Genomic DNA, 26,490 nt, shown 5'->3' on the forward strand with positions numbered 1-26,490 from the left:
AGGTATCTTCCTATTCCATTAGTTTGTCGGACGCCATGCGCCACTTTCTATCCCGGCCACCAGATTATTTACCGCCTCGCGGATCGCCAAATCCAGCACTTTGCCGTTCAGCGTAGAGTCATAGCTGGCTGTACCGCCAAAACCGATGATCTCACGGTTTGACAGCGTATATTCACCCGCGCCCTGTACGGAATAAACCACTTCCGAGGTTTGTACGTTCACCACATTCAACGTGGTTTTTGCATAAGCGACCTGTGTTTTACCCCGTCCGAGGATCCCCCACAGTTGGTGATCCCCCACTTCTTTACGACCAAATTCCGTCACATCACCGGTAATGACGTAATTTGCCCCTTTCAGCGTCTGCGTTTGGCCTTTCATCCCCGCTTCTGCCTTCAGCTCATCCATATTGGTACGATCCAATACGTTAAAGCGGCCGCTTTGCTGTAAATGGCTGACCAAAATAGTTTTAGACTGGTTACCTAAACGGTCTACGCCATCAGAAAAAATACCATTCATATAATTGGAACGATTTTCAAATTTTCCGATGGAAATCGGGCTGCGAACACCTTGATAAGGCGTGCCGTAGGACGTGACTTTTTGTGCTTCAACAGTACGAGAGGATTCCGTTGCGCAACCGCTTAACAGGGCGGCGGACATTAAGATGGAACAAAAAAAAATCTTTTTATTCATAATTTCTATCCCTTAGTGAAACTCCATTAATGCAGAGCGATATTATTGACAGTAAATTGCCATTACGCTTTCAGGATGAAAGCTGTCAGCGGAATAACGCGGATATTATGGACAACGTAATGAAAAGTAACTAGTTATTTCACAAGTAAATATTCCAGAATAATGATTATGAATTCGACCCGACGGGATAAAAATCATCAAACCAGGGTAGACAATACGATCCCCATTATCGTTTGTTGCCCATATGTAAAATTATAATCAACTGAATCGATTCAATAATGTTGATCGGAAAATTTTATATTTAACCAGCTTTTTACATGCTCCACATCAAAGTAACAGCCGATAAAATCATTAGGATGATAAGCAATAACTGGGGGGATAGTTGTATTTTCTCCTGACGAGATCCTTGCCAACCCCTTCCAAACCATTTTCTGGGTGACCAGACAAAAAATCGAACGCCAAATATCAGAGGCTAGCGATCTGGACGTAAGTAAACACCTTACATCCAATGGATACGTGCGCAGCAAAAACAGGCCAGTCTGGCTGTTTTGAGCTGAGCCGCCTCTGGGTTCTTTTTTATAGGTAAATGAAGTCGGGGAAAAGGGTATGAATCGGTTTGTTATTGCAAATGCTCAGGACTGTATTGGTTGCCGCGCTTGTGAAATCGCCTGCGTGATTTCACACAACAACGATCGCTATCCAACCAGCGCCGAGATGTTCCAGCCCAGAATAAAAGCATTCAATACACAGGATTTGCGCTCCGCAGTGACCTGCCGTCATTGTGAAGACGCGCCCTGCGCCAGCGTTTGCCCAACGCAGGCCCTGGTGCATAAAGACAATAGTATTCAGATCGTGAAAGAAAAATGCATCGGTTGCAAAACCTGCGTACTGGCCTGTCCGTTCGGCGCGATGTCCATTGTGACGGACACAGCGAGCGCCGCGGCAATCGCCCACAAGTGCGATCTGTGCGCAGGCAGGCCGCAGGGGCAAGCCTGCGTGGAAGCCTGTCCGACCCAGGCGCTGCGCTTAATCAGCGAACACACGCTGGAAAACCGCCGCCATGAAAAACAGCAAAGTACGGCGCGTCGCTCGGCCGCGCATTGGCAACACGCCACGCCGGTGCTTAACACCATCATCACCAACCCGCTGAATAAACGAAAAAACTGGCCGCGCCTTGATGCGGAGAAAAAACCGCTGGCGCAACGGAAATCCACATTCGACGAAATTTACCACGGATTCACCCCGCAGCAGACGCAGGATCAGGCCGACCGCTGTCTGGCCTGCGGCAAACATTCGATCTGCGAATGGACCTGCCCGCTGCACAACAACATTCCGCAACTGCTCAGTCTGGCGAAGCAGGGACGTATTCTCGACGCGGTAGAACTGTCGCACCGGACCAGCAGCCTGCCGGAAATTTGCGGCCGGGTGTGTCCGCAAGATCGCCTATGCGAAGGCGCCTGTACGCTGGGCAAGGAGTACGGCGCGGTCACCGTCGGCAATATTGAACGCTACATTACCGACGCCGCGATGAAAATGGGATGGACGCCCGACATGACCCAGGTCGCGCCCACCGGCAAACGGGCCGCCGTTATTGGCGCCGGCCCGGCCGGACTGGCCTGCGCCGATGTACTGGCGCGCAATGGCGTTCAGGCCGTGGTATTCGATCGCCATCCTGAAATTGGCGGACTGCTAACCTTTGGCATCCCGCCTTTTAAGCTGGATAAACAGGTTTTAGCGCATCGCCGCCAGATCTTTCGTGAGATGGGCATTGAATTTCGGCTCAACGTCGAAGTAGGCAAGGATATCTCGCTGGCCCGGATCCTCGAAGAATTCGACACCGTCTTTCTGGGGGTCGGGACTTACCGCTCGATGAAAGCCGGCCTTGAACATGAGGATGCGCCGGGCGTATTCGATGCGCTGCCCTTCTTAATCGCCAATACCAAACACGTTATGGGATTACCTGAACGTGAAGACGAACCTTATATTTCCATGGCGGGCAAAAAAGTCGTGGTTCTGGGCGGCGGCGACACCGCGATGGACTGCCTGCGTACGTCAATCCGCCAGGGGGCCGAGTCCGTCACCTGCGCTTACCGCCGCGATGAAGCCAACATGCCGGGTTCGAAAAAAGAGGTAAAAAACTCCCGCGAAGAAGGCGTTGATTTTATGTTCAACGTACAACCGCAGAGAATTTGCCTGAACGAGCAGGGCGAAGTGTGCGGCGTCTGTCTGGTGCGCACCGAACTGGGCGCGCCCGATGCCAGCGGGCGTCGTCGTCCCCGCCCTATCCCCGGCTCGGAGTTTGTGCAACCCGCGGATGCCGTCATTACCGCGTTCGGCTTTCAGGCACACAGCATGCCGTGGCTCGAAGAAGCAGACGTCAGTCTGGATAACTGGGGACATATCACCGCGCCGGCCAGCGGCCGCTTTCCCTGTCAGACCAATCACCCGCAGATTTTTGCCGGTGGGGACGCCGTCCGGGGAGCCGATCTGGTGGTGACCGCGATTGCCGACGGCCGTAAAGCCGCCATGGGGATGATTGACATGATGGAGCTAAAAGCCTGTACCGCCGCGATACCGGCAACGTCGCTGGCCTGCGATTTCAACTCATCCCGGGAGGAAAATCTATGATGAATCAATTTGTTATCGCTGAGGCGGAAAAATGCATCGGCTGCCGGACCTGTGAAATCGCCTGCGCGGTCGCCCATGCGGGCGGCAACAGCGCAAAACTGCGGCCCACTCACTTTTTCCCCCGCTTAAAGGTGATAAAAAGTGCCAGCGTCAGCGTACCCGTGCTCTGTCATCAGTGTGAAAACGCGCCCTGTGCCAGCGTCTGCCCGCAGGATGCGCTGGTTCGCGATCGCGGCAGCGTTCAGGTTATCCAGTCGCGCTGCATTGGCTGCAAAAGTTGTGTTATCGCCTGCCCTTTTGGCGCGATTAATGTCGTCCTAAGGGAAAGCAATCAGGATGACGAACCGCCGTATACCGCGCCGAGTAGCGAAGTTCACAAATGTGATCTATGCGTCGACGTGGCGGATAGCCCTTCCTGTGTACGCGTGTGCCCGACGTCGGCGCTCAGGCTGGTCACATCAGCGGAATTACAACAACGGATCCTTGAGAAACAGCGGCGTTCAGCGCGAGGCCATGGAGACGTTCGTTTACTTTAACGCTGGTGCGGAAAGACACCGCGGTAATGTCAGGTGAGAGAGGAGATTTTGGAACATCATTGCGATTAATAAATAAAAATCGCCGATTTATCCGCTTATTTTTCTTTAGTTCATATTTTTGTCTGATAATATGCATCTGTTATACTATAAATAACGACTCGAATGAGATACGCCATTTTAATCGTCATCACGGAGTGAATAATGACCTGCCATTTCGTCAGGTGGACCAGCACGGAAGCACTTCCTGACCTACACAGACTACCCGATGAACTCATTTCATCGGCGCAGGGCTTTCCCGCTAAACGCAGCGAGCGTTATCTGAAAAGCCGGGCGTTGCTGGCCGAGATGATGTTCTATTTTTTCGGCTATCCGCGATTGCCCAAGCTGCTTGTTTCGCCGGATGGACGGCCCTATTTCGCCGATCCCAACCTGCCTAACTTCAGCCTGGGTTATGCCGGAAATACCATTGCCATTCTGCTGAGCGAAGAAGGCTGCGTCGGCATGGATATTGAGATTGTGCACGTCAGAACCCATACCCCACCCCCCGCACGTATGCAAACACAGACCCTTGCCGAAAAAGCATGGATTGAAGCGCAGCACGACCCATTGGAGGCCGCGACCCAGCTATGCACTATTCGCCAGTCGCTGATGAAAATTCCAAGATCCCATGAATGCCGGGCGGAAAATCTGAAACTTCATCCGGCATCAGGCCGGCTGCGCTCCAACTGCCATCCCACGGTGGAAGTCATGAGTGATATTGATGATTATCTGGCTTGGGCATGTGCGCATGTTCCGGCGCTGAACCGGCTGATTATGTGGACATACGACACGGGATCGGGCATGAAGAAAACCGGAGAAATCGTGCAACAGCAGCGCCAATCCCTGCGCTATATGAAACTGACCAGCCACACCGCGGAAAAAGCGGCACAGAATCACGCGTCGTCGACCCTCTCAAACTAGCGCAGCTCCGGAGCGAGCCCCGGAGCATAATGTTATTAATGCGCGTCGATAAAAATAATTTTTAACAGAAACAACAGCGCAACCACCACCACGCAGGGGCTGATTTCGCGCCAGCGGCCGGTCGCCAGCTTCATCACGCAATAAGAGATAAAGCCCAGCGCAATCCCTTCGGTGATCGAGAAGCTGAACGGCATCATCACCGCCGTAATAAAGGCCGGTACGGCTTCGGTCAGATCGTCCCATTTAACCCGCGCCAGGCTTGATGTCATCAACACGCCCACATAAATCAGCGCGCCTGCGGCGGCATAGGCCGGCACCATACTCGCCAGCGGCGACAGAAAAATCACAAACAGAAAGAGTAAACCCACCACAACCGCGGTCAGCCCGGTGCGGCCGCCGACGGACACGCCGGAAGAGCTTTCGATATACGCCGTCACCGATGAGGTGCCGATAAAAGCCCCGCCCACCGAGCTAATGCTATCCACATACAGCGCCTGTTTCATACGGGGAAACTTACCGCGTGCATCCACCAGACCGGCTTTATCCGTTACCCCAATCAGCGTACCGGAGGAGTCGAACAGGTTGACCAGCATAAAGGAAAAGATAACCCCGGACAGCCCCAGATTCAGCGCTCCCGCCAAATCAACCTGTCCAACCACCGATGTGACGCTCGGCGGCATGGAGAAAACGCCGGCAAATTTCACATCGCCGAGCAGCAGGCCAATGGAGGTCGTCACCACAATGGAAACCAATACCGCGGCGTGGATATTGCGTGAAGCCAGCGCGGCAATAATGAAAAAGCCAAGCGCGCCCAGCAATACGCCGTGTGACGTCAGATTACCGACGGCAACCAATGTTTCAGGGTTGGACACGATAATACCGGCGTTCTTCAGCCCCATCATGGCGATGAACAGACCGATACCGCTGGCGATCCCCAAGCGCAAACTGAGGGGGATATTGGCAATCATCCAGTAACGGATCTGGAAAATGGTCAGCAACAGGAAACCGATTGCGCCCCAGAAAATAGCGCCCATGGCGACCTGCCATGAAAGCCCCATCGCCCCGACGACGACAAACGCGAAGAAAGCGTTCAGTCCCATGGCCGGCGCCAGCGCAACCGGCAGGTTGGCCAGCAATCCCATCAGGATGCTGCCAAACGCGGCGATCAAACAGGTGGTGACAAAGACGGCTTTGGTATCCATACCGGCCGCGCCTAAAATCTGCGGGTTAACAAAAACGATGTAGACCATGGTCAAAAAGGTGGTGAAGCCGGCGATCGTTTCCGTCCGCGCGGTGGTGCCGTGCTGTTGCAATTTAAACAGCCGCTCCAGCAGGCCTTGCTTCGCCGCAAGGCCGGATTGCGATTTACTCATTGTCAGTGTTCCAAAGAAAGGGATAGTGGTTTTCGGGTATCCTATAACAAATTCGCGCGTATTAACCTGGATTCGCTATTTTTTTCTTCAGCAAATTAGCCTCTGCAACGGTTCACGATCTCAGCCCACAGACTGGGGCGGGAAAAGCGGCGCATCATCGAGTTCATTACCAGCCCAATCCAGCGGGCGACACAGGAAAGTTTACGGGAAAGATAAACGACGCTCCCTGTCAACCGTTTGTTTTTCATTGAAAATGAAAGCAGGGTAGTGGTTTCATCGTACATATTATACTCTGTTCGATGACAAAGGTCGGCGGACGCGCGTGCGTTCATCCGCTGGTCAACGACCCAGGCCGATTTGCTCATTGATAAGGATCCTTCATGCCCCGTATTGAATGCGTTTTCTTCGACTGTGACGGCACGCTGGTAGATAGCGAAGTCTTATGCTGCCAGGCTTACGTGAATATTTTTATCCCTTATGGCGTCGAGCTATCTCTGGAAGAGGTGATAAAAACCTACAAGGGCGTGAAGCTGTACGAGATTATTGCCCGCATCAGCCGGCAATATGGGCTACAGGTATCGATGGAAAAAGCCGAGCGTCATTTTCGACAGGAAATCAAGCGCCTGTTTGATGAATCCCTGCAACCTATCGCCGGCGCCCGCGAGCTGGTGCAATCAATTAAGGTGCCGATGGCCGTGGTGTCGAATGGCCCGGTCAGTAAGATGCACCACTCTTTAGGGCTGACGGATATGCTCGAACTCTTCGGCGACCACCTTTACAGCGGTTACGATCTGCAAAAATGGAAGCCCGACCCCGCCCTGTTATTCCATGCGGCGGAGCAAATGCAGGTTCCCATTCAAAACTGTATTCTGGTCGACGACTCCGCCTCCGGCGTTCAGGCGGGTATCGCCGCCGGCATTCCGGTGTTCTACTACTGCGCCGATGCGCACAACACGCCGATTCACCACCCGCTGGTCACCCGGTTTGACGACATGAAAGCATTGCCGCAGATATGGCGTGAAAAAGGCTGGGATATAGTGGCGTAAAAATCAGGCGGGCTTGTTGCGCCACCCAAACCATGTGCGTTTTGGCCGTTTTTCCTGCCGGCTAAAACGCTTGTTGATCCCGTTCGCCAGCAGTTCCAGCGACAGACAAAACACAAAATAGACCAGCGCGACAAACAGGAAAACCTCCATCGGATAAACCATGCTGCGGTTGTTCACCTGCGTGGCCAGGAATGTCAGTTCGCCCACCCCCACGATGTACGCCAACGAGGTATCTTTAATCAGCGAAATCCATTGGTTGATGAAAGACGGCGCCATCATCCGCAGCGCCTGGGGCAAAACGATATGCCACAGCACCGCCCAGCGATTAAACCCCAGGGATAACCCGGCCTGCCATTGACCACGACCGATAGCCACGATCCCCGCTTTCACGCCGTGCGCCAGATAGGCCGATGCAATCAGCGCCAGCGCGCACACCACGGTGGTAATTTCAGGGATCTCCACGCCGAACAGAATAGGCAGCAGGAAATAAGTCCAGAAAATCAGCATGATGACCGGAATGGCCCGAAAGAAGCCGAGGATCATCGCCAGCAGCGCCGCCCACCTTCCGCGGGACATCGCCAGCGCAACGCCCAGCAGGGTTCCCAGCACCGCGGAAGCGATACCCGCCAGCAGGCTAATCGCCAGCGTCAGCGCCGCCCCGCCCAGCGGGCCATCGGGAAAGGCGCCCCACATCAGATAGCTGAAGTTATCGTAAATAATAGTGAAATCCATTTTCAGCGCTCCCCGACCGGATGACGTTGCTGACGCCACATTCCCCAGCCTTCCATTAACGCAATGATGGCGATGTACAAAACCGTCGCCACCCCAAACGCCTGAAAGGTGCGCAACGTTTCGGTTTCCACCTGACGGGAGGCATAAGAAAGTTCGGCAACGCCAATCGCCATTGCCAATGAGGAGTTTTTAATCACATTCATGTACTGCCCCAGCAAGGGCGGCAGGGCGATGTTCAATGCCTGCGGCAACACCACGTAACGCATGGATTGCCACCCTGTTAACCCCAGCGCCAGCGCGGCGTACTTTTGCCCACGCGCCACACCGCCGATACCGGCGCGGATCTCTTCCGCAATAAACGCGCTGGAATAGAGCGTCAGCCCTAACAGCCCGGCCAGAAACTCAAACGAGGGCCACCCCACGCTCACCCCCAGCAGGGTGAAGTCATGCGGCGTGTTAAGCCATTGCATCATGGCCGAGGGGAACAACTGACCGGCGCCGAAGTACCAGAAAAAAAGCTGTATCAGCAAAGGCGTATTGCGGAATAACGAACTGTAAGCCATGACCGGCCAGCGCAACACGCGCAGTTGGCTATCCCTCGCCGCCGCCAGCAGGAACCCCAGCGACGTGGCTAAAATTACCGTACAAAGGGAGATCCACAGCGTGACCAGAAAACCCTGCCAGAGCCAGCCGAGGTATTGGGGAGCCAACAGCCACTCATCAATATAGTGCAGCGCGGTATCCGTCAGTTTCATAATTAGCCGTTTTTATATTTTATCGGGTGTTACAAACAAGAATGCCCTCTGCTTGCAGAGGGCCGAAAATGCCATGGTTAATCACCCGGTTAGCGTATCAGGCTTTTGGCTGCCGATCTAACGGTGCGAAAGTAAAGTCGCCGCGCGGCTGAGCAGATTTTGTCTCTGGCCCGAACCAGCGGTCATAAATCGTTTTTGCTTCGCCCTGTTTTTCCAGATTCGATAAGGTTTCGTTTACTTTCTCCGTCAGACGTTCTTCACCTTTGGGAATGCCCACGCCCTGATACTCTTTGGTTATGCTGAACGGCGAGATTTCAAAATCGGCTTTCTGGGCATCCGGTACGTTCGCCAGCAAACCGACCAGTTTGGCGTCATCCTGGGTGATGGCCTGAACATTCCCGTTGCGCAGCGCGGCAAACGCCAGCGGCGTATCGTCATAGGAGATCACTTTGGCGGTGGGATAGTGCTCACGCAGGGTAATTTCCTGTACCGTGCCTTTATCCGCGCCAATACGCAGCGCTTTAATATCTTCCGGGGTTTTCAGCACGCCTTTGCGGGCAATGAATTTTTGTCCGGTGGCGAAATAAGGAATGCTGAAGTTGACCTGCTTGGCGCGTTCATCGGTGATGGTGAAGTTGGCGGCGATCAGATCCACTTTTTTAGCGCTTAGTAATGGAATACGGTTGGCCGGATTGGTTGCGCGCAGTTCTACTTTCACTCCCAGCGCTTTACCAATCGCTTCGGCGATATCCACATCGTAACCCACCAGCTTTTTGCTCTGCGGATCGACAAAACCAAACGGCGGATTGCTGTCGAATACCGCGATTTTGACTACGCCCGCTTTTTGAATATCATCCAGCTTATCAGCCTGTGCAGCCCCGGAAACGGCGGCCAAACCGGCCAACAACGTCAATGCCACAATACGATTCTTCATTCTTTGCCCCTGAATGGTTTAATTATTGAATTCAGGCTATCAGCGGGATGAAAAAGCGGGAAATAACATAAATAGCTATAATATAACCTTATGTTACATGGGGTATTTAGCAGATTATACTGATAAATAAATTCGCCGAGATCGATAAGATATCGCGCGTAATGAGGAAAAATAAATGAAAGCCAAATCCCCTCTGGTGACGCCTCCCCCTGAGGAAAAGAAATCTTATGAACTGGATCGCTTCGATACGGCCATTCTGCGACTTTTGCAGGCGGATGCCTCTTTGTCCAACGTGGCGCTGGCGGAAAAAGTCAATCTCAGCCCGCCGGCCTGCCTGAGGCGCGTCGAACGCCTCAAACAGATTGGCCTGATTAAAAACGTCGTCGCGCTGCTTAACCCTGAAGCGCTTAACGCCGGGCTGGTGGTATTAATCGGGGTGGTGTTGGATCGCTCGACGCCAGGCTCGTTTGAAGATTTTGAAGCCGCGGTACAGAAAATCAGCGGCTGTATGGAATGCCATGTGGTTACCGGTGAGTTTGATTATATTTTGATGATCCGCACCCGCGACAATCAGAGTTTTAACCGGCTGCATGCCGAACAATTGCTTTTTCTACCCGGCGTGCGCCAGATCCGCTCCTTTATCGGCCTGCGGGAAGTGCTTTCCACCACGCAGTTGACGTTTTAAGGTAGAAATACGCGCACAACGGACCAAACCGCCATTCCCGCGCAGGCGGGAATCTTTTTAATCAATGAGTTATCTATAAAAAAATCCCCGCTTTCGCGAGGATGACGACCGAAAGGCTACTTGACTGTCTAGAACCCACTCGTGGGCACAATACTGTCCGTCAACCGTTACGGAAAATATAGCTATAGGCGCTCAGCGCCGGCGCGCCGCCCAGATGGGCATACAGCACTTTCGAGCCTTTTGGGAACTCCCGGTTGCGGATCATATCGATCATACCCTGCATGGATTTCCCCTCATACACCGGATCGGTCATCACGCCTTCCATTCGGGCGCACAGACGAATGGCTTCCAGCGTGCCCTCGCTCGGCAGACCGTATTCCGGGCCGCCATAGCGGGTATCCAGCACCACATCTTCCTCGGTGATTTCCCGGCCCAGCTCAACCAGATTCGCCGTGTTCTGCGCAATACGCAGGATCTGCGCCCTGGTTTTTTCCGGTTTAGCCGACGCATCAATACCGATGACATTCCGGGCGCGGCCATCGGCGGCAAAGCCGACCACCATACCAGCCTGGGTGCTGCCGGTAACGGAGCACACGACAATATAGTCAAACTTGAAGCCCAACTCTTTTTCCTGCTGGCGAACTTCTTGTGCAAAACCGACAAATCCCAGGCCGCCATAAGGGTGTTCGGAACAACCGGCAGGAATAGGGAACGGTTTACCGCCATTCTGCGACGCTTCTTCCATGGCGTTTTTCCAGCTTTCGCGGATGCCGATATCAAAACCGGCGGCATCCAGGCGCACATCCGCGCCCATAATGCGGGATAACTCAATATTCCCTACCCGGTCGTACACCGCATCGGCATAATTCACCCAATTTTCCTGCACCAGGATACACTTCATGCCCAGATGAGCGGCCACCGCGGCCACCTGACGCGTCTGATTCGACTGAATGCCGCCGATGGAAACCAGCGTATCGCACCCCTGTTCCAGCGCTTCAGGAATAAGATATTCCAGCTTACGCGTTTTATTGCCGCCAAACGCCAGACCACTATTACAATCTTCACGTTTGGCATATATTTCTACCTCGCCGCCTAAATATTCACTGAGCCTTTTCATTGGCGTAATAGGGGAAGGTCCAAAAGTTAATGGATAACGTGGAAATTTCTCCAGATTCATAATAATGCTCCGGTAAATAATAAGGAGTGGTAGCCGCAGGTTGCCAATATTCCATTGAGAAATACCGTCATCCCATAACCATAATATTACCTATAAACAGATGAATTTAAATTGCTAAATTCTTCAAAATTAATCATTTAAATTTCACAAAAAACAGTTAAAACAGCCTTTACACTAAAAAAATAACCACATCACGAAATAAAATTAATCTACTATGGCAGCACAATGCCTTCCGGCGGCAAAGGCAGGGTGGTCTTATAGCGCACCTGCTTGAGCGCAAAGCTGGATCGAATGTTGGCCACCCCGGGAATGCGCGTCAGGTGGTGGAGGATAAAATGCTCTATCTCATTGATATTTTTTACCAATACCCGCAGAAGATAGTCCGCGTCCCCGGTCATCAGATAGCACTCCATGACTTCCGGGCGCTCAGCGATGGCCTGTTCAAAACGTTGCAGAACCTCTTCCACCTGTCGGTCAAGACTGACGTGGATAAACACATTCACGTGCAGCCCAAGCCGTTCCGGCGAAAGTAACGTGACCTGCTGACGGATAAGCCCGAGCTCCTCCAGCGCTTTCACCCGGTTAAAACAAGGCGTGGTGGAAAGATTGACCGCTTTCGCCAACTCCACATGCGTGACTTTCGCATTTTCCTGCAACTTATTGAGGATACGGATATCGGTTTTATCCAGTTTACGCATAAAAGAAAACCTTGCCTGTTAATAACAAATCGGTTGGAAAAATTACCCTGCAAAAACCAACTATCCGGATTAATAAGGGAAAAAATTTCCGTTGGAAAAATAATAAACTGGATTTATCCAGCAACCGGCGAAAAGAAAATATAAAATGATTTCTCCCTCGTTAATAAATAAGAAAATAATCTGGCTGAAAGAAAAATCAGCCGGCGCATTATCGTTGCGTCAGATTGGGGGAGTGGTACTGCTTTTGCTGGCGATCGTGATTTGGGGCGCCAACTGGCCGGTCATGAAACTCGGACTGGAACATATTACGCCGCTCTGGTTCTCTGCGCTGCGTTTCGCGCTGGGCGGGCTGTGCCTGTTCTTTATCCAGATTGTCACCGGCACGCTGAAACTGCCTCAACGTCGCGATATCCCCCTGCTGTTCAGCGTCGGCCTGTTGCAGATGCTGACCTTTACCGCGCTGGGCGCCATCGCCATGATGGCGATCCCCGCCGGCCGCTCCGCCATTCTGGCCTATACCACGCCCCTGTGGGTTCTGCCGGGCGCCATTCTGCTCTTCAGACAACGCGTGACCCGTCGGGAACTGCTCGGCACGCTGATGGGCATTGCCGGCGTCGCTATTCTGTTTAACCCGCTGACGCTGGACTGGACGGACAGCGACGCGCTGCGCGCCAATGCCCTGCTGCTGATCGCATCATTCTGCTGGGCCATCTGCATCCTGCATTTGCGCCATCATCGCGGCGCGTCCAGCGCCTATCATCTGGCGCCCTGGCAAATGCTGATTGCCGCCGTGCCGCTGATTGTTATCGCCTGGTATAAAGAAGGGCCTTATACCGGGGATAACTCACCGCACCTGTGGGAAATCGCCCTGTTTGTCGGGCCGCTCGCCACCGCCTTCTGTTTCTGCGCCGTGAATACGGCCAGCCAGTGGATTTCAAGCACCAGCATGGCATCCTCCATGCTGGGCGTTCCGGTTGTCGGGTTGATTATCTCGATTCTGTTTCTGAATGAGTCTTTAACCCTCGGGCTGATTATTGGCGTCACCGCCATTATTGCCGGCATGCTGGTCGTCACCCTGAACAGACCCTGTCCTTCGCAACGCCGACGCAGGTCATGACTTCCGCACCGCATGAGCGGAGCGATGTCGCCATCAGCCTAAAACGCCGTATTCCTGGCGAAACCGCGCATCCTGTATCGCCAGCTCATCACGTAAAAACTCAACAAAACCTTTCAGCGCCGGCGTCGTCGGCTTACTGACTTCGGTCTGGATCTGTAGGGTTCGCTGGCTCAATGGCTCCATATTGACCGACTTCACCTGTAAACCATCGCGTCGGGCGCTGTACAACACGGAAAAATGGCTGCATATGGCGATAGCATCCGGCGTATTGAGCAAAAAAGCATACAGGGTGGAGAAATGATTACAGGTAAAGACCGGATCGATGAAAACGCCGTTCATGCGGCATGAAAGATCAAACAATTGACGGATGGTCGCCGCCTGATCGGGAAGCGCGACCGGAAAAGCATTCAGATCGGCCATCTGGAAATCCGTTGTCGCCAACGGGTGATCCTCTTTCATCACCGCCATAAACGGCGCGGAAAAAGAGGCGAAAACCTGAACGCCGTGTTCCGGCGCCAGGCTGTACTTTAGCGCCACATCGCATTCGCCGTTGCGAACCAGATCGGGCACCTGCCTGGCGCTGCCCACCGTCAGCACAAAGTTGACCGCCGCATGCTGCTGACGATATTTCGCCAGCAGCGTCGGCAGAAGGTTAAAGCCGAGGCCGTCGGTGCAGACCACCCGGAGGGTGGTCTGACGGGTGGATTTCAGTCCTTCGATTTCGGCAATCGCCAGTTCCATGTCGGTGATGCTGCGCCGTACATGATTTTCCAGAATATGTCCGGCATCATTCAGTATCATCCCCCGGGCATGCCGCTCGAACAAAGGGACGCCCAGACGAGCTTCCAACTGCTGGATCTGTCTGCTGATGGCTGAAACGGCGACAAACAACTGCTTGCTGGCGGCGCTCAGCGAACCGGTATTCGCCACCGCCATAAAATAACGCATTTCGTTGCTATGCATCCGACCTCCCACACTGGGTGTTGAAGCTTATAGCGCTGCCGCCGATTGAGGTTTCGTTATCTGTGAACGCATCCGTAAAATGTCCGCCCCTTGCTCAGCCAGATCCCAGAACAGACCGGTCATGATTTTAAGGGCTTCCAGCGTCATATCCGCCAGAATATGCTCATTCGGCGCGTGTTGCGAACAGGCAGGATAGGAATGCGGCACCCACAGCGTCGGCAACCCCAGCGTTTCCGAGAAGCAGGCATTGGGCAGTCCGCCGCCGAAATTGGGCAATACCGCCGCTTTGGCGCCGGCAGAGCGGGTTATCGACGCCGCCCCCCATTGCACCCACAAATCGTTGGGATCAAGCCGGGTAGCGGCATAATGGCTAACCGCATTAACCACCTCCACGTCTTCAAATCCGTTGGCATCCAGATGATGGCGGACATGCCGGCTAAAGTTCGCCACGTCGCTGCCCAACACATAACGCATATGACAATGTGCTTTGGCATGCGGCGGAATAGCGTGGGCGGGCTTATCCGGATTGCCGGTCACAAATGCCAGCACATCCAGCGTATTCCAGCCGTAAAGTTTTTCCGCCGCCGTCAGGCCCGGTTCTCCCCAGCCGGGATCGATAGCCGGGTCCGTCGCCCCGCCGCCCAGTTCAATGTCGGCGAGAATACGGCGCAGGGTCTCGGATATCGCCGGCGGCCGCAGCCCCGGCACCAGAATCTGGCCGTGGGCGTCCACCATGCTGGAGAGGGCATGCGCCAGGCGAATGCCCGGGTTGCTCAACAGTCCCCCCCAGTTGCCCGAATGGTGCGCGCCTTCGCGCAAATTCAGCCGTAGTTCAAAATTGAACACCCCGCGGGACCCGAGAAACAGGGTCGGACGGGCGGCGGAAATCCTCGGGCCGTCCGAGGCAATAAACAGATCGGCGGCCAGCCAGTCGCGGTATTGTCCGCAGATCGCGTCCAGCCCCGGCGAACCATCCTCTTCCCCCATCTCCAGAATGATTTTCACGTTGTAGCCAAGATGACCGTTGCGCGCGGTCAGCACCTGCTCCAGCGCCGACAGGTTGATGGTGTGCTGCCCTTTGTTATCGGCGGTTCCGCGTCCGTACCAGAGGTTGCCGTCCTTCACCAGCTCCCACGGCGATAATCCCTCACGCCATTGGTCGTCATAGCCCCGCACCACATCGCCATGACCATAGGTCAATAGCGTCAACGCGGCGTCAGGCTCTATGCGCCGGGCCAGCAAAAAAGGCGCTTTGCCGCCGATGGGGTTTTCCACGATCAGACATTCGAAACCCAATGCCCGCAGCGCGGGCAGCATCTCATCCGTCAGGTAGGACATCAGAACCGGCCCGCTGCCGGCATCCTGGCTTTCCGTCCGGTACGCCACCCTGCGCGCCAGGGTGGCCGTGAATTTGCCTGCATCAAAATAATCGACGGTAGCCCGGATAGTCTCTTCACGCGTCATCGTCAGTCTGTCCTCTTTTTATCCGATATTGATGAGTAAACAGCATGGCTCCCGCGGAGCCGTTGCGTGTTTGTCCGTGCGGTCTGCGCTTGGTTCGGGTTAATGCGGTTCGATATCCGGAATGCCCAGTCCCGGCTCCGGCGTCAGCACCGAAGCCAACAGCGATTTGGTATAAGGGTGCTGCGGCGAGTGGAAAATCTGCTCGCGCGTACCCTGTTCGACAATCGAACCTTTCTGCATCACCGCCACGTGATCGACCAGATGCTCCACCACCGACAGGTTGTGGCTGATCAGCAGATAGGTCAGGCCAAATTCCTGCTTGAGCGCCAGCAGCAGATTAAGGATTTGCGCCTGCACCGACACATCCAGCGCGGAGGTCGGCTCATCACAGATTAGAATGTCAGGGCGCATAATCAGCGCCCGGGCGATCGCCACCCGCTGACGCTGGCCGCCGGAAAGCTGACCGGGATACTGACTGTGCGTCCGGGCGGGCATCCCCACCACATCCAGCATTTCGGTGACCCGTTGTTTACGCTCCGCCGGCGTGCCGATTCCGTGCAGGCGCAGGGCGACCTCCACGATATCCGCCACCGTGCGGCGCGGATTGAGCGATGAGTAAGGATCCTGAAAAATAGGCTGAATGTGGGCCGACATTTCCTTGCGGTTGCCGGCATCAATTTCACGCCCTTCGATCAGCACGTTGCCGGACGTCGGCGGCAACAGGCCCAGCAGCATTTTCGCCAGCGTGCTTTTTCCGCAGCCGGACTCGCCCACCAGCCCCAGCGTTTCTCCCCGCCGGATGCGTAGCGAGACATCGTTCACCGCCCGGATTTCGCCCGCGCGGGTAAACAGGCCGCGATTGAGGCGGAAAACCCGCGATAGCGAACACAGCTCCAGCGCAATATCATCATTGCCCGGAATATGCGTCGGCAACGCCGAAGACGCGACATGAGGGTTCAGGCTATCACTCATGCGACCTCCGCGTTCCGTATCGGTAAGGCCCGAATGCAGCGCACCGCATGCTGGTCCGTTACCTTGACATAAGGCGTGTCCTGATCACAGGCCGCCGCACAGTGGCAACAACGATTGCTGAACGCACAGCCCCGCTGGGCGCCAATCAGACTGGGCACCACGCCGGGAATGGCGTTCAGCGGCTGACCGGGAATGGTTTTCCCCTGAATCGGAATACACTCGAGCAAGGCCCGGGTATACGGGTGACATGGATGGTTAAACAACGTCATCACCGGCGCGGTTTCCACGATCTGTCCGGCATACATCACCGCCACCCGATCGGCGATACGCGCCACCACCCCCAAATCATGGGTGATGAAAATCACCGCCATGCCAAACTCCTGCTGCAACTCGCGCAGCATGCGCAGGATCTGCGCCTGAATGGTGACATCCAGCGCGGTTGTCGGTTCGTCGGCGATAATCAGTTCCGGTTCGCACATCAGCGCCATGGCGATCATGATGCGCTGCCGCAGACCGCCGGAAAGCTGATGGGGATACTGATTCAGGCGATCGGCGGCCATGGGAATCCCTACCCGCTCCATCAGATAAACCGCCCGATCCCGGGCCTGTGACTGCGAAACCTTGCGGTGCGCCTGAAGCGTTTCGCACAGTTGATTACCCAGCGTGAACGAGGGATTGAGCGAGGTCATCGGTTCCTGAAAGATCATCGACATTTGATCGCCGCGCAGCGCGGTGATCTCGCGTTTTTTCAGCGATTGCAATTCGATGCCCTTAAAACGAATATGATCCGCCGTGCGCACCGCTTTACGCGGCAGCAAATCCATCAGCGCCAGCGACGTCATGGACTTGCCGCAGCCGGACTCGCCGACCAGACACAGCATTTCCCCGCGTCGTACCGAAAAATCCAGCCCGCGAACCGCATGCAGCGTACCCCGGGACGTGGGCAGGTCGACGCGCAGGTTTTTTACATCCAGCAAAATGTCGTTATTCATGGCGTGTTCCTCAGTTACGTCCGTCCAGCGCGGTAATATCACGCAGGCCGTCTCCCACCAGATTGATCCCCAGCACGAGGATAGCCAGCACAATACCGGGGATCAGGATGACCCACGGTTGAAAGAACATGTACGCCTTGCCTTCCGCCACCATTAGCCCCCATGACGGCATCGGCGGCTGTACGCCCAGCCCGAGGAAAGAGAGCGTGGCCTCCAGCAAAATGGCATGGGCGATTTCCAGCGTGGCGACCACCGTCAGCGGGCCAAGCAGGTTAGGCAGGATCTCCCGCAGCATGATGAACAGCGAAGACGCGCCCAGCGTCTTGGCGGCGGCGATAAACTCCGCCTCACGCAACTGCCGGGTAACCGAACGGGAAACAATCAGGAAGCGATCCCACAGCAGTAATCCCAACAGCAGGATCACCACTTTTACCGAGCCGCCCACCAGCGAAGCCGTCGCCAGCGCCACCAGAATGATCGGCATGGACAACCGCACCGTCAGGATATAGCTGACCAGCGCATCCACCCGGCCGCCGAAATAGCCGGCCAGCACCCCCAGCGTAATGCCGATAAATCCGGCCACCAGCACAGAAACCACACCGATGGTTAACGACACCCTGGCCCCGAACAGCAGGCGGCTCAGATAGTCACGCCCCAGCTTGTCGGTGCCGAGAATATGTTCCCAACTGCCTTTTTCATGCCATACCGGCGGAATCAGACGCCGGCTTACATCCTGCGCGTAGGGATCGTGCGGGCTGATTAACGGCGCCAGGACGGCCGCCAGGACAATAACCGCCAGAATCGTCAGACCGATCATCATGCTGTGATGCCCGAGGATGCTGCCAAGCCATTTCCGCCAGGGCGCCGGTTCCGGAATCAGCCCCGGTTCAGGCATCGACGCCTTGGCGACCAGCGTGGAAGAGAGTGATGAAGACGTTTTCATGGAGGCTCCCTATGAAGTACGCAGACGCGGATCGAGCGCCGCATTAAGCACATCGGCCAGAAACGTCAGCCCGATATAAAACACGGAGATAATCAGTACGATGGCCTGCACAACCGGAAAATCGTTGCGGGAAATGGAGTCCCATGCCAATTGCCCCAATCCCTGTAGGGCGAACACCGACTCAATGACCACCGAACCGCCCAACATAAAGCCCAGTTCGACCGTCGCCAGCGCCACCACGGGAATGATGGCGTTACGCAGCCCGTGCTTGACGATGACCCGGAAAGAACTCAACCCCTTTGCCCGTGCGGTACGGATATAGTCCGACCCCAGCACGTCCAACATGCCGGAGCGCGTCAGACGCATCAGCGACGGCATGGCGTAATAGCCCAGGGCGATGGCCGGCAACACAAAGTTCTGCCAACTGCCGTTCCCGGCCACCGGCAACCATTTCAGGCCCACGGCGAAGATGACAATCAGCAGCAGGGCAAACCAGAAATTCGGCATCGCCTGACCGATAACGGAAATGAAAATGGAACATCTGTCGATCCAGGTATCGCGAAACACGGCGGCCAGCACGCCGAGGGGGATCGCCACCACCAGCGCCAGCAGCAGGGAAACCGCTCCCAGCTTCAGGGTAATGGGCATCCTCTGGCCGACCAGCTCCATCACGGTGTTCTCAAAATAAAACGAGCGCCCGAAATCAAGATGCAAAGCCGACCACATCCAGTGAGCAAACTGCGTAATCAACGGCTGATCCAGGCCATATTGCACCCGGATACGCTCAACCACCTCGGCCGTGGCTTCCGGGCCGGCAATCGCCGCCGCCAGATCGCCGGAAAGATGCAGGAGAGAGAAACTGACGACCGCCACGGTAAACAGCACCGCCAGCGCGACGAGCAGCCGATGTAAAATATAGATAATCATGAGCTGTTCCCCATTCTCACCGGATATTGTCGGGAATCGATACCGCTACCGATCCCCGACAGCCGGTTACTTCCAACTCGCCAGCGCGAAGCGCGGCAGTTCATCCGGCCAACTGTCAAAGTTCAGATCGGAGGTAAAGGCATAATTGGTTGAATAGGAAAACAGCGGCGCCAGATACGCCTGGGAAGAAATACGCCCCAGCACATCCGCATACATGGCGCTGCGCTGCTTGGTATCGATGGTTTCATCCGCCTGGTTCAACATGCTGGTGACTTCCGCGTCTTTCCAGATATCGTCTCCCTTGCCGCCGAAATAAGGCGTGACGAAAGCGGACGCATCGTTGATGGAATAAGAGCCCCAGGTGCGTACCGCCATCGGCGCTTTACCGGAGATCAGATCGGCCGCCAGAACCGAATGCTGCACATAATGCAGCCGGGCATTGATGCCGACTTTACGCAGATCGCCAATAATGGCTTCAGCGTAGTCCCGTTCGCGATAGGCCCAGATATCGGTATCAAAACCGTTGGGGTAACCGGCCTCCGCCAGTAGCTGTTTGGCTTTTTCCGGGTTGTACTCGTACTTGATCACTTTGCTGGTGTTACAGGCGGCCTGGGCGGAGAAACAGGCGGAATAGACCGGCTGACTGCCGCCGCGCACCAGATTATCGACCATTCCCTGACGGTTAATGGCGTGGTTTACCGCCTGACGGACGCGCAGGTCTTTGAACGGTTCGCCGCCCGGCCCGCTGGCATGGGTGTTCAGCGCCAGGAAACCGATACGCATGGTTTCGCCGCTTTTCACTGAAAGATTCGGCATGGTTTCCAGCGAGGTCATCTGATCGGCCGGCACCCGCCAGATCCAGTCAACCTGACCGGTCATCAACTGCGCCAGCCGGGTTTCCGGATCGCGGATCACCACAAATTGCAGTTTGCCGATTTTAGGTTGTCCGACCGGGCTTTCCTTGAAGTAATCGGGATTTTTCTCCATCGTGACCCCCTGCGCCGGCGTCACGCCGGTGACCTTATAAGGGCCGGTGCCAATCGGGGCTTTACTGAAGCCGGCCAGCTTAACCTGCTGGTAGTATTTGGCGGGATAGATCGGCGTCGGGCCGGACAAATATTCCAGCGCCGCCGGGAAAGGTTTTTCCAGGTGCAGTTTTACCGTGTAGTCATCGACTTTTTCGGTTTCCTTAATCCAGTTAACGCTCTGCGGCATAACTGAATCGGTATTATCGCCGGCGATATTATTGAAGGTGTAAACCACATCATCAGCGGTAAAATCATCGCCGTTATGAAATTTAATGCCTTTGCGCAAATGCAGAACCAATATTTCCGGCGAATCCCATTCCCACGCGGCGGCCAACTGCGGTTCATATTCACCGGTTTTTGGATCGCGATAGACCAGTCTGTCCCACACCAGATTGGAGATAATCACGCCTTCGCGCAGGGTATTATGATAAGGGCTGATATTCTCTACCTCGTTATCCGAGGCATACACCAAAGTATCGTTCTGCTTTCCCGCATAACTATATGAGGCGCATCCAATCAATAATGCGGATAAAGCATAGTGTTGTATCCGTCTTGCCAGGGAACGAGTCATGCCATTTCTCCATGCCGTTAATGAATAAACCATGAATACTCACGGTGTAATCATTGCAAGACTGAAGCCAATAGCAGATTTATAACCTTACAGATTTTAGGTAAGAGGTTTCTAAAAATACGAAACCGTAGGCGTGGCGTGCACTATTTTTGAATACTGCGGCGGAGAAACGACACGCTATTTTTAGCATAAGCGTTTCATCTGGATGATTAGCGCGCTAATAGTGCGGAGATGTTCTTTTTTTGCACTATTTAAAAGCACGACGCCCTGCAAGCAGGGCGTCAGACCATTGACAAAACCCGTTATTAGGGAGAGCGTGGCGAGGGGCCGTAGCGGCGTAAGCCGCCGGAGCGCCCCTCGGTACGGTAGGCCCGGGTATCTCGGGCTTACCGAAGACTTTATCGGCAAGCGGAGATAAGGACTGATAGGTTTGTCAGCGGTCTGAACCGGAAAGAAAGGCTATTCCTCTTTCTTGCTCTCTTTCTCGACCAGCAGTTTTTCCAACGCATCGCCGCCAATATGGCGAAAATCCTGCCCCTTGACGAAATAGAAGATAAATTCGCAGATATTCTGGCAACGGTCGCCAATACGCTCAATTGAACGGGCGCAGAACAACGCCGTCAGCACGCTGGGGATGGTGCGGGAGTCCTCCATCATGTGCGTCATCAGCTGACGGACGATACCTTCATACTCTTTATCCACCTTTTTATCTTCACGATAGATACGCACCGCCTCATCCAGATCCATGCGGGCAAACGCATCCAGCACGTCATGCAGCATCTGCACCGTGTGTCGTCCTAACGATTCCAGGCTGACCAGCAGCGGTTGATGCTGATGGGAGAATTTTTCCAGCGCGGTGCGGCAGATCTTATCCGCCACGTCGCCAATGCGTTCCAATTCGGAAATGGTTTTGATGATCGCCATCACCAACCGCAGGTCGCTGGCGGTTGGCTGACGTTTAGCGATAATGCGCACACAGGCTTCATCGATGGTCACTTCCATCATATTGACCTTGGCGTCTCCCTCAACCACTCTCTGCGCCAGTTCGGCATCCTGATTGTGCATCGCGGTGATGGCGTCGGTCAGTTGTTGCTCAACCAGCCCGCCCATGGTCAACACCTGGGTACGAATATGTTCCAGTTCGGCGTTGAACTGCCCGGAAATGTGTTTGTTCAGATTCAAATTGTCCATGATGCTTCCCGTAATCAACCGTAGCGGCCGGTGATGTAATCTTCGGTCTGTTTCTGCCGTGGCGCAGTAAACAGGGTATCGGTATCGCTGAATTCGATGAGCTCTCCCAGATACATAAACGCCGTATGGTCTGAACAACGTGCAGCCTGCTGCATATTGTGGGTGACGATCACCACGGTGTAGTCTTTCTTCAACTCGGAAATCAGCTCTTCGATTCTGCCGGTGGAAATCGGGTCAAGGGCGGAACAAGGCTCATCCAGCAACAGCACTTCCGGACGGATCGCGATGCCCCGCGCGATGCACAGGCGCTGCTGCTGACCGCCGGACAGGCTGTATCCGCTCTGATGCAGCTTATCTTTGGTTTCATGCCACAGCGCCGCTTTGGTCAGCGCCCACTCCACCCGTTCATCCATATCCACCCGCGATAGCTTCTCAAACAGCCGCACGCCGAAGGCGATGTTGTCGTAAATGGACATCGGAAACGGCGTCGGCTTCTGGAAAACCATCCCCACCTTGGCCCTCAGCAGTGAGATATCCTGCTTATCGGTCAGGATATTATCGCCATCCAGCAAAATATCGCCCTCGGCATGCTGCTCGGGATAGAGCTGATACATTTTATTCAGGGTGCGCAGTAACGTGGATTTGCCACAGCCCGACGGGCCGATAAAAGCCGTAACCTGATTGGCGGCAATGTCCAGCGTGATATCTTTTAACGCATGGAATTTGCCGTAATAGAAATTCAGATTACGTACCTGGATTTTACTGGTGGATGTCTTTGTCGCCATACTCATCAAGACTCTCTTTTATACCGGCGCTGCCAGGCAACGCCTTAAATTTATTAATATTTCTTGCCGGAAAAAATAACGCGCGCCAGAATATTCAGCAGCAGAACACACAGGGTAATCAGCAATACCCCCGCCCAGGCCAGCTGCTGCCACTCCACAAACGGACTCATGGCAAACTTGAAGATGGTGACCGGCAGGTTGGCGATCGGATGCATCAGATCCGTACTCCAGAACTGATTGGACAGCGAGGTAAACAGCAGCGGCGCGGTTTCCCCGGCAATGCGCGCGATCGCCAGTAAAATCCCGGTCATAATGCCGGATACCGACGCTTTCAGCGTGATGGCGGAAATCATCTTCCACTTCGGCGTACCCAGCGCATACGCCGCTTCACGCAGGCTATCCGGCACCAGCTTGAGCATATTTTCTGTAGTGCGGATAACGATAGGCACCTGCAACAGCGCCAGCGCAATCACCCCGGCCCAACCAGAGAAGTGCTGCATTTTCGCCACCACCAGCGTATAGACAAACAGCCCGACCACAATCGAGGGCGCCGACAACAGGATGTCGTTAATGAAGCGGATAACTTCGGCGATCCATGACTTGCGGCCATATTCCGCCAGATAGATACCGGCCATGATGCCGAGCGGCGTACCTAAGATGGTCGCCCACAGGATCAATAAACCGCTGCCGGCGATGGCGTTCGCCAATCCCCCGCCCTCGGTGTTCGGCGGCGGCGTCATTTCGGTAAACAGCGCCAGCGACATGCCGTCAACCCCTTTGGTGATGGTCGAAAACAGGATCCACACCAGCCAGAAAAGGCCAAAAGCCATGGTGACCATCGACAAACACAGCGCAATACGGTTTTTCTGACGTCGCCAGATCTGCATATTACGTCGGGAACGCGCCAGCGCCGCGTCCTGATCTCTGCCTAACGCCGCCATCAGCGCGCCCCCTCATTCTTGGTCAGTCGCATAATCATTAATTTCGAACACGCCAGCACAATAAAGGTAATCATAAACAGGATCAGACCCAGTTCCATCAGCGCGGCGGTATGCAAACCGGATTCCGCTTCGGCAAACTCATTCGCCAGCGCCGAAGTAATACTGTTACCGGGCATATACAGCGATATGCTGTCCAATTGATAGGTATTGCCGATAATAAAGGTCACCGCCATGGTTTCGCCCAGCGCGCGCCCCAGCCCCAGCATAATGCCGCCAATCACCCCGTTCTTGGTATAAGGCAGAACGATATGCCAGATCACTTCCCAGGTGGTGCAGCCGATGCCGTAGGCCGACTCTTTCATCATCACCGGCGTTTGTTCAAACACATCGCGCATCACCGCCGCAATATAAGGAATGATCATGATGGCCAGAATCACCCCGGCGGCAAGAATCCCGATGCCAAAGGCCGGGCCGGAGAACAGCGAACCGACGATCGGAATACCGGACAGCACATTGCCTAGCGGCTCCTGAAAATATTTGGCAAACAGCGGGGCGAAAACAAACAGCCCCCACATGCCATAGACAATACTGGGGATCGCGGCCAGCAGTTCAATCGCCACGCCCAAAGGACGCCGAAGCCAGCCCGGCGCCAGTTCGGTCAAAAACAGCGCGATGCCGAAACTGATCGGTATCGCAATAACCAGCGCAATCAGCGAGGTGACGATGGTGCCGTAGATCGGCACCAGCGCGCCAAATTGTTCGGCCGGCGCATCCCAGTCCTTGGTCCACAGAAAAGCAAAACCAAACTTTTCGATGCTGGGCCAGGAGGCCACAATCAGGGAAACAATGATGCCGCCCAACAACAACAGCGTCACCAGCGCGGCCAGTTTCACCAGCGCGCCAAAAATAATATCGCCATGTTTCCCAGGGGCTTTGATAGTTGGCTTGTACTCCGCCATGCGTCTCTCTTCTTAATTTAACCGCGTTTGATAACGAAAATAACGCGGAGCGAAAGGTGTTCATCACCTCTCGCCCCATTGTACCTTGCGGCAACTCAGCTTACGGCCTTACTGCCAAACACAAGGGAAGCAGTACAATTTTAGTACAATCAGGCTTAATGCCATTATTTTTAACACTAATCATTTTTAATACTAATTATTTTTAATACAACGCATTACCGCTGCCGTCTTTTATATCGGTCTTCCAGGCGGCGCGTACCTGCTCCACCACTTCATTGGGCAGAATGGCGTAATCCAGCGCCGTTGCCTGCTCGCCGCCTTTGGTATAAGCCCAGTCAAAGAACTTCAGCACTTCCGTACCCTGTGCGGCGTTCGGCTGTACTTTTTGGATCAGGATGAAGGTCGTCGAGGTAATCGGCCAGGCATCCTCACCTTTCTGGTTGGTCAGATCCTGCGCGAAAGATTGGCTCCAGTCTGCGCCTTTGGCCGCATTACTGAAGCTTTCCTCTGTCGGGCTGACCACTTTTCCGTCAGCGGAAACCAATTTGGTGTAGGCCAGGTTATTCTGCTTGGCGTAAGCGTATTCAACATAGCCGATGGAACCCGGCAGACGCTGAACGAACGCGGCAATGCCATCGTTACCTTTTCCGCCCAGCCCGGTCGGCCAGTTAACCGTGGAGCCCGCGCCGATTTTTTCCTTCCACTCCGGGTTCACTTTCGCCAGATAGCTGGTGAACACGAAAGAAGTACCCGCTCCGTCCGCACGACGCACCACCGCAATATTCTGATCCGGCAGTTTGGCGTTCGGGTTCAGCGTGACGATGGCGGGATCGTTCCATTTTTTGATTTTTCCCAGATAGATATCACCCAGCGTCTTACCGTCCAGCGTCAGATCGCCGGATTTGATGCCCGGAATGTTAACCGCCAGCACCACGCCGCCGATCACCGTCGGGAACTGGATCAGACCGTCCTGCGCCAGCTTATCATCGGACAGCGGCGCATCCGTCGCCCCGAAATCCACGGTCTTGGCGATAATCTGCTTTACCCCGCCAGACGATCCAATACCTTGATAGTTAACTTTATTACCGGTTTCTTTATGATAGGAGTCAGCCCATTTGGCGTAGACCGGCGCGGGAAATGTCGCGCCCGCGCCGGTGAGGTTGGCGGCGGCCAAAGCGGAAAGCGATGTCAGTGAAAACGTGACCGCAGCGATATGGGTAATCGTGGTACGCATAAGTTTCATAATCCCTCCTGTGGGAGACTAAAAGTAGTGCCGACCCGGAGCCGTGATTAATCAGAGTGTAGTGTGCAGGAGGAAAAATAGAGCAGTTGAGTGACAGTAAAATGTACGAAATATGACAGTTTTATGACATACGGCAAAAATGCCGTTTCCGCTTCTTCCCGCATCGTGCCCCTGTGCCGG

Annotated in this window: 26 protein-coding genes; 6 read left to right on the top strand and 20 right to left on the bottom strand. The window is 54.7% G+C overall.

The genetic code is table 11. The annotated features are described in order from the left end of the window. Positions 1–18: 18 nt before the first annotated feature. Complete coding sequence (locus HOY33_RS12745; protein WP_172290586.1) at positions 19–690, bottom strand: CsgG/HfaB family protein; 672 nt, start codon at positions 688–690, stop codon at positions 19–21. 606 nt (positions 691–1,296) lie between these two features. On the opposite strand from HOY33_RS12745, the gene aegA reads away from it, so the two are divergent. From aegA to HOY33_RS12760, 3 genes are all read left to right on the top strand, one after another. After that, the gene (gene aegA, locus HOY33_RS12750) at positions 1,297–3,318 is read left to right on the top strand and encodes a formate-dependent uric acid utilization protein AegA (RefSeq protein WP_172290587.1); all 2,022 of its coding nucleotides are present in this window, start codon (positions 1,297–1,299) and stop codon (positions 3,316–3,318) included. Continuing rightward, on the top strand, positions 3,318–3,854 hold the full coding sequence (locus tag HOY33_RS12755) for a 4Fe-4S dicluster domain-containing protein (protein WP_172290665.1): 537 nt from the start codon (positions 3,318–3,320) through the stop codon (positions 3,852–3,854). The genes aegA and HOY33_RS12755 overlap by 1 nt, the downstream gene beginning before the upstream one ends. A 201-nt stretch (positions 3,855–4,055) precedes the next feature. Next, entirely contained in the window at positions 4,056–4,814 is a 759-nt protein-coding gene (locus tag HOY33_RS12760) for a 4'-phosphopantetheinyl transferase superfamily protein (RefSeq protein ID WP_172290588.1), read from the top strand. Between the two features lie 35 nt (positions 4,815–4,849). On the opposite strand, the gene HOY33_RS12765 is transcribed toward HOY33_RS12760, so the two are convergent. Together HOY33_RS12765 and HOY33_RS12770 are read right to left on the bottom strand one after the other, a co-directional pair. After that, complete coding sequence (locus HOY33_RS12765) at positions 4,850–6,187, bottom strand: NCS2 family permease (RefSeq protein ID WP_172290589.1); 1,338 nt, start codon at positions 6,185–6,187, stop codon at positions 4,850–4,852. Positions 6,188–6,282: 95 nt separating this feature from the next. Then, the gene (locus HOY33_RS12770) at positions 6,283–6,552 is read right to left on the bottom strand and encodes a hypothetical protein (protein WP_172290590.1); all 270 of its coding nucleotides are present in this window, start codon (positions 6,550–6,552) and stop codon (positions 6,283–6,285) included. Between the two features lie 15 nt (positions 6,553–6,567). On the opposite strand from HOY33_RS12770, the gene yieH reads away from it, so the two are divergent. After that, positions 6,568–7,233 (top strand): 6-phosphogluconate phosphatase, encoded by a 666-nt coding sequence (gene yieH / locus HOY33_RS12775; protein ID WP_172290591.1) that lies wholly within the window; start codon positions 6,568–6,570, stop codon positions 7,231–7,233. Between the two features lie 3 nt (positions 7,234–7,236). On the opposite strand, the gene HOY33_RS12780 is transcribed toward yieH, so the two are convergent. From HOY33_RS12780 to HOY33_RS12790, 3 genes are all read right to left on the bottom strand, one after another. Further along, a complete protein-coding gene (locus tag HOY33_RS12780; RefSeq protein WP_172290592.1) occupies positions 7,237–7,965 on the bottom strand; it encodes an amino acid ABC transporter permease in 729 nt (242 codons plus the stop codon). A 2-nt stretch (positions 7,966–7,967) separates the two neighbouring features. Next, positions 7,968–8,720, bottom strand: a complete 753-nt coding sequence (locus HOY33_RS12785) for an amino acid ABC transporter permease (RefSeq protein ID WP_172290593.1) — start codon at positions 8,718–8,720, stop codon at positions 7,968–7,970. Between the two features lie 97 nt (positions 8,721–8,817). Then, positions 8,818–9,654: an ABC transporter substrate-binding protein gene (locus HOY33_RS12790; protein ID WP_172290594.1), complete on the bottom strand. Its 837-nt coding sequence runs from the start codon at positions 9,652–9,654 to the stop codon at positions 8,818–8,820. Between the two features lie 175 nt (positions 9,655–9,829). Between HOY33_RS12790 and HOY33_RS12795 the strand changes: the two genes are divergently transcribed. Further along, positions 9,830–10,339: an Lrp/AsnC family transcriptional regulator gene (locus HOY33_RS12795; RefSeq protein WP_172290595.1), complete on the top strand. Its 510-nt coding sequence runs from the start codon at positions 9,830–9,832 to the stop codon at positions 10,337–10,339. A 160-nt stretch (positions 10,340–10,499) separates the two neighbouring features. Here HOY33_RS12795 and HOY33_RS12800 read toward each other — a convergent pair whose 3' ends face one another. Both HOY33_RS12800 and HOY33_RS12805 read right to left on the bottom strand, forming a co-directional pair. Then, positions 10,500–11,516, bottom strand: a complete 1,017-nt coding sequence (locus HOY33_RS12800; RefSeq protein ID WP_172290596.1) for a 1-aminocyclopropane-1-carboxylate deaminase — start codon at positions 11,514–11,516, stop codon at positions 10,500–10,502. 212 nt (positions 11,517–11,728) lie between these two features. Further along, positions 11,729–12,214, bottom strand: a complete 486-nt coding sequence (locus HOY33_RS12805; protein WP_172290597.1) for an Lrp/AsnC family transcriptional regulator — start codon at positions 12,212–12,214, stop codon at positions 11,729–11,731. A 145-nt stretch (positions 12,215–12,359) separates the two neighbouring features. Between HOY33_RS12805 and HOY33_RS12810 the strand changes: the two genes are divergently transcribed. After that, complete coding sequence (locus HOY33_RS12810; protein WP_172290598.1) at positions 12,360–13,331, top strand: DMT family transporter; 972 nt, start codon at positions 12,360–12,362, stop codon at positions 13,329–13,331. A 33-nt stretch (positions 13,332–13,364) separates the two neighbouring features. Here the strand turns inward: HOY33_RS12810 and HOY33_RS12815 are convergent, their stop codons facing one another. The 12 genes from HOY33_RS12815 to pstS all read right to left on the bottom strand — a co-directional run bounded on the left by HOY33_RS12815 (position 13,365) and on the right by pstS (position 26,310). After that, positions 13,365–14,294, bottom strand: coding sequence for a LysR family transcriptional regulator (locus tag HOY33_RS12815; RefSeq protein ID WP_172290599.1), 930 nt, complete (start codon positions 14,292–14,294; stop codon positions 13,365–13,367). A 27-nt stretch (positions 14,295–14,321) separates the two neighbouring features. Further along, on the bottom strand, positions 14,322–15,758 hold the full coding sequence (locus HOY33_RS12820) for a M20 family metallopeptidase (protein WP_172290600.1): 1,437 nt from the start codon (positions 15,756–15,758) through the stop codon (positions 14,322–14,324). Between the two features lie 99 nt (positions 15,759–15,857). After that, positions 15,858–16,730, bottom strand: coding sequence for an ATP-binding cassette domain-containing protein (locus tag HOY33_RS12825; RefSeq protein ID WP_172290601.1), 873 nt, complete (start codon positions 16,728–16,730; stop codon positions 15,858–15,860). Then, a complete protein-coding gene (locus HOY33_RS12830; RefSeq protein ID WP_172290602.1) occupies positions 16,727–17,722 on the bottom strand; it encodes an ABC transporter ATP-binding protein in 996 nt (331 codons plus the stop codon). Before HOY33_RS12830 ends, HOY33_RS12825 begins: the two co-directional genes overlap by 4 nt. 10 nt (positions 17,723–17,732) lie before the next feature. After that, a complete protein-coding gene (locus HOY33_RS12835; protein ID WP_172290603.1) occupies positions 17,733–18,665 on the bottom strand; it encodes an ABC transporter permease in 933 nt (310 codons plus the stop codon). A gap of 9 nt (positions 18,666–18,674) precedes the next feature. After that, on the bottom strand, positions 18,675–19,592 hold the full coding sequence (locus HOY33_RS12840; protein ID WP_172290604.1) for an ABC transporter permease: 918 nt from the start codon (positions 19,590–19,592) through the stop codon (positions 18,675–18,677). A 66-nt stretch (positions 19,593–19,658) separates the two neighbouring features. Continuing rightward, positions 19,659–21,191: an ABC transporter substrate-binding protein gene (locus HOY33_RS12845; RefSeq protein ID WP_172290605.1), complete on the bottom strand. Its 1,533-nt coding sequence runs from the start codon at positions 21,189–21,191 to the stop codon at positions 19,659–19,661. 459 nt (positions 21,192–21,650) lie between these two features. Further along, complete coding sequence (phoU, locus tag HOY33_RS12850; RefSeq protein ID WP_172290606.1) at positions 21,651–22,382, bottom strand: phosphate signaling complex protein PhoU; 732 nt, start codon at positions 22,380–22,382, stop codon at positions 21,651–21,653. A gap of 14 nt (positions 22,383–22,396) precedes the next feature. Further along, positions 22,397–23,173, bottom strand: a complete 777-nt coding sequence (gene pstB / locus HOY33_RS12855) for a phosphate ABC transporter ATP-binding protein PstB (protein WP_172290607.1) — start codon at positions 23,171–23,173, stop codon at positions 22,397–22,399. Between the two features lie 47 nt (positions 23,174–23,220). After that, the gene (pstA, locus tag HOY33_RS12860) at positions 23,221–24,108 is read right to left on the bottom strand and encodes a phosphate ABC transporter permease PstA (protein ID WP_172290608.1); all 888 of its coding nucleotides are present in this window, start codon (positions 24,106–24,108) and stop codon (positions 23,221–23,223) included. Then, the gene (gene pstC, locus HOY33_RS12865; RefSeq protein ID WP_172290609.1) at positions 24,108–25,067 is read right to left on the bottom strand and encodes a phosphate ABC transporter permease PstC; all 960 of its coding nucleotides are present in this window, start codon (positions 25,065–25,067) and stop codon (positions 24,108–24,110) included. Before pstC ends, pstA begins: the two co-directional genes overlap by 1 nt. A 202-nt stretch (positions 25,068–25,269) precedes the next feature. After that, on the bottom strand, positions 25,270–26,310 hold the full coding sequence (gene pstS / locus HOY33_RS12870; RefSeq protein ID WP_172290610.1) for a phosphate ABC transporter substrate-binding protein PstS: 1,041 nt from the start codon (positions 26,308–26,310) through the stop codon (positions 25,270–25,272). Between the last annotated feature and the right edge of the window lie 180 nt (positions 26,311–26,490).

Origin of the sequence: Brenneria sp. hezel4-2-4, from assembly GCF_013155275.1 — a bacterium.
Lineage (GTDB): Bacteria > Pseudomonadota > Gammaproteobacteria > Enterobacterales > Enterobacteriaceae > Brenneria.

Excerpts from the sequence above, each read along its gene's own strand:
- HOY33_RS12800 (WP_172290596.1), bottom strand. The coding sequence starts at position 11,516 with ATGAATCTGGAGAAATTTCCACGTTATCCATTAACTTTTGGACCTTCC.
- HOY33_RS12825 (WP_172290601.1), bottom strand. The coding sequence starts at position 16,730 with ATGAGTGATAGCCTGAACCCTCATGTCGCGTCTTCGGCGTTGCCGACG.
- HOY33_RS12810 (WP_172290598.1), top strand. The coding sequence starts at position 12,360 with ATGATTTCTCCCTCGTTAATAAATAAGAAAATAATCTGGCTGAAAGAA.
- HOY33_RS12770 (WP_172290590.1), bottom strand. The coding sequence starts at position 6,552 with ATGAGCAAATCGGCCTGGGTCGTTGACCAGCGGATGAACGCACGCGCG.
- HOY33_RS12795 (WP_172290595.1), top strand. The coding sequence starts at position 9,830 with ATGAAAGCCAAATCCCCTCTGGTGACGCCTCCCCCTGAGGAAAAGAAA.
- HOY33_RS12805 (WP_172290597.1), bottom strand. The coding sequence starts at position 12,214 with ATGCGTAAACTGGATAAAACCGATATCCGTATCCTCAATAAGTTGCAG.
- HOY33_RS12845 (WP_172290605.1), bottom strand. The coding sequence starts at position 21,191 with ATGACTCGTTCCCTGGCAAGACGGATACAACACTATGCTTTATCCGCA.
- HOY33_RS12835 (WP_172290603.1), bottom strand. The coding sequence starts at position 18,665 with ATGAAAACGTCTTCATCACTCTCTTCCACGCTGGTCGCCAAGGCGTCG.
- HOY33_RS12830 (WP_172290602.1), bottom strand. The coding sequence starts at position 17,722 with ATGAATAACGACATTTTGCTGGATGTAAAAAACCTGCGCGTCGACCTG.
- HOY33_RS12840 (WP_172290604.1), bottom strand. The coding sequence starts at position 19,592 with ATGATTATCTATATTTTACATCGGCTGCTCGTCGCGCTGGCGGTGCTG.
- pstC (WP_172290609.1), bottom strand. The coding sequence starts at position 25,067 with ATGGCGGAGTACAAGCCAACTATCAAAGCCCCTGGGAAACATGGCGAT.
- HOY33_RS12755 (WP_172290665.1), top strand. The coding sequence starts at position 3,318 with ATGAATCAATTTGTTATCGCTGAGGCGGAAAAATGCATCGGCTGCCGG.
- pstA (WP_172290608.1), bottom strand. The coding sequence starts at position 24,108 with ATGGCGGCGTTAGGCAGAGATCAGGACGCGGCGCTGGCGCGTTCCCGA.
- pstS (WP_172290610.1), bottom strand. The coding sequence starts at position 26,310 with ATGAAACTTATGCGTACCACGATTACCCATATCGCTGCGGTCACGTTT.
- yieH (WP_172290591.1), top strand. The coding sequence starts at position 6,568 with ATGCCCCGTATTGAATGCGTTTTCTTCGACTGTGACGGCACGCTGGTA.
- HOY33_RS12765 (WP_172290589.1), bottom strand. The coding sequence starts at position 6,187 with ATGAGTAAATCGCAATCCGGCCTTGCGGCGAAGCAAGGCCTGCTGGAG.
- aegA (WP_172290587.1), top strand. The coding sequence starts at position 1,297 with ATGAATCGGTTTGTTATTGCAAATGCTCAGGACTGTATTGGTTGCCGC.
- HOY33_RS12785 (WP_172290593.1), bottom strand. The coding sequence starts at position 8,720 with ATGAAACTGACGGATACCGCGCTGCACTATATTGATGAGTGGCTGTTG.
- HOY33_RS12745 (WP_172290586.1), bottom strand. The coding sequence starts at position 690 with ATGAATAAAAAGATTTTTTTTTGTTCCATCTTAATGTCCGCCGCCCTG.
- HOY33_RS12815 (WP_172290599.1), bottom strand. The coding sequence starts at position 14,294 with ATGCATAGCAACGAAATGCGTTATTTTATGGCGGTGGCGAATACCGGT.
- phoU (WP_172290606.1), bottom strand. The coding sequence starts at position 22,382 with ATGGACAATTTGAATCTGAACAAACACATTTCCGGGCAGTTCAACGCC.
- HOY33_RS12820 (WP_172290600.1), bottom strand. The coding sequence starts at position 15,758 with ATGACGCGTGAAGAGACTATCCGGGCTACCGTCGATTATTTTGATGCA.
- HOY33_RS12790 (WP_172290594.1), bottom strand. The coding sequence starts at position 9,654 with ATGAAGAATCGTATTGTGGCATTGACGTTGTTGGCCGGTTTGGCCGCC.
- HOY33_RS12780 (WP_172290592.1), bottom strand. The coding sequence starts at position 7,965 with ATGGATTTCACTATTATTTACGATAACTTCAGCTATCTGATGTGGGGC.
- HOY33_RS12760 (WP_172290588.1), top strand. The coding sequence starts at position 4,056 with ATGACCTGCCATTTCGTCAGGTGGACCAGCACGGAAGCACTTCCTGAC.
- pstB (WP_172290607.1), bottom strand. The coding sequence starts at position 23,173 with ATGAGTATGGCGACAAAGACATCCACCAGTAAAATCCAGGTACGTAAT.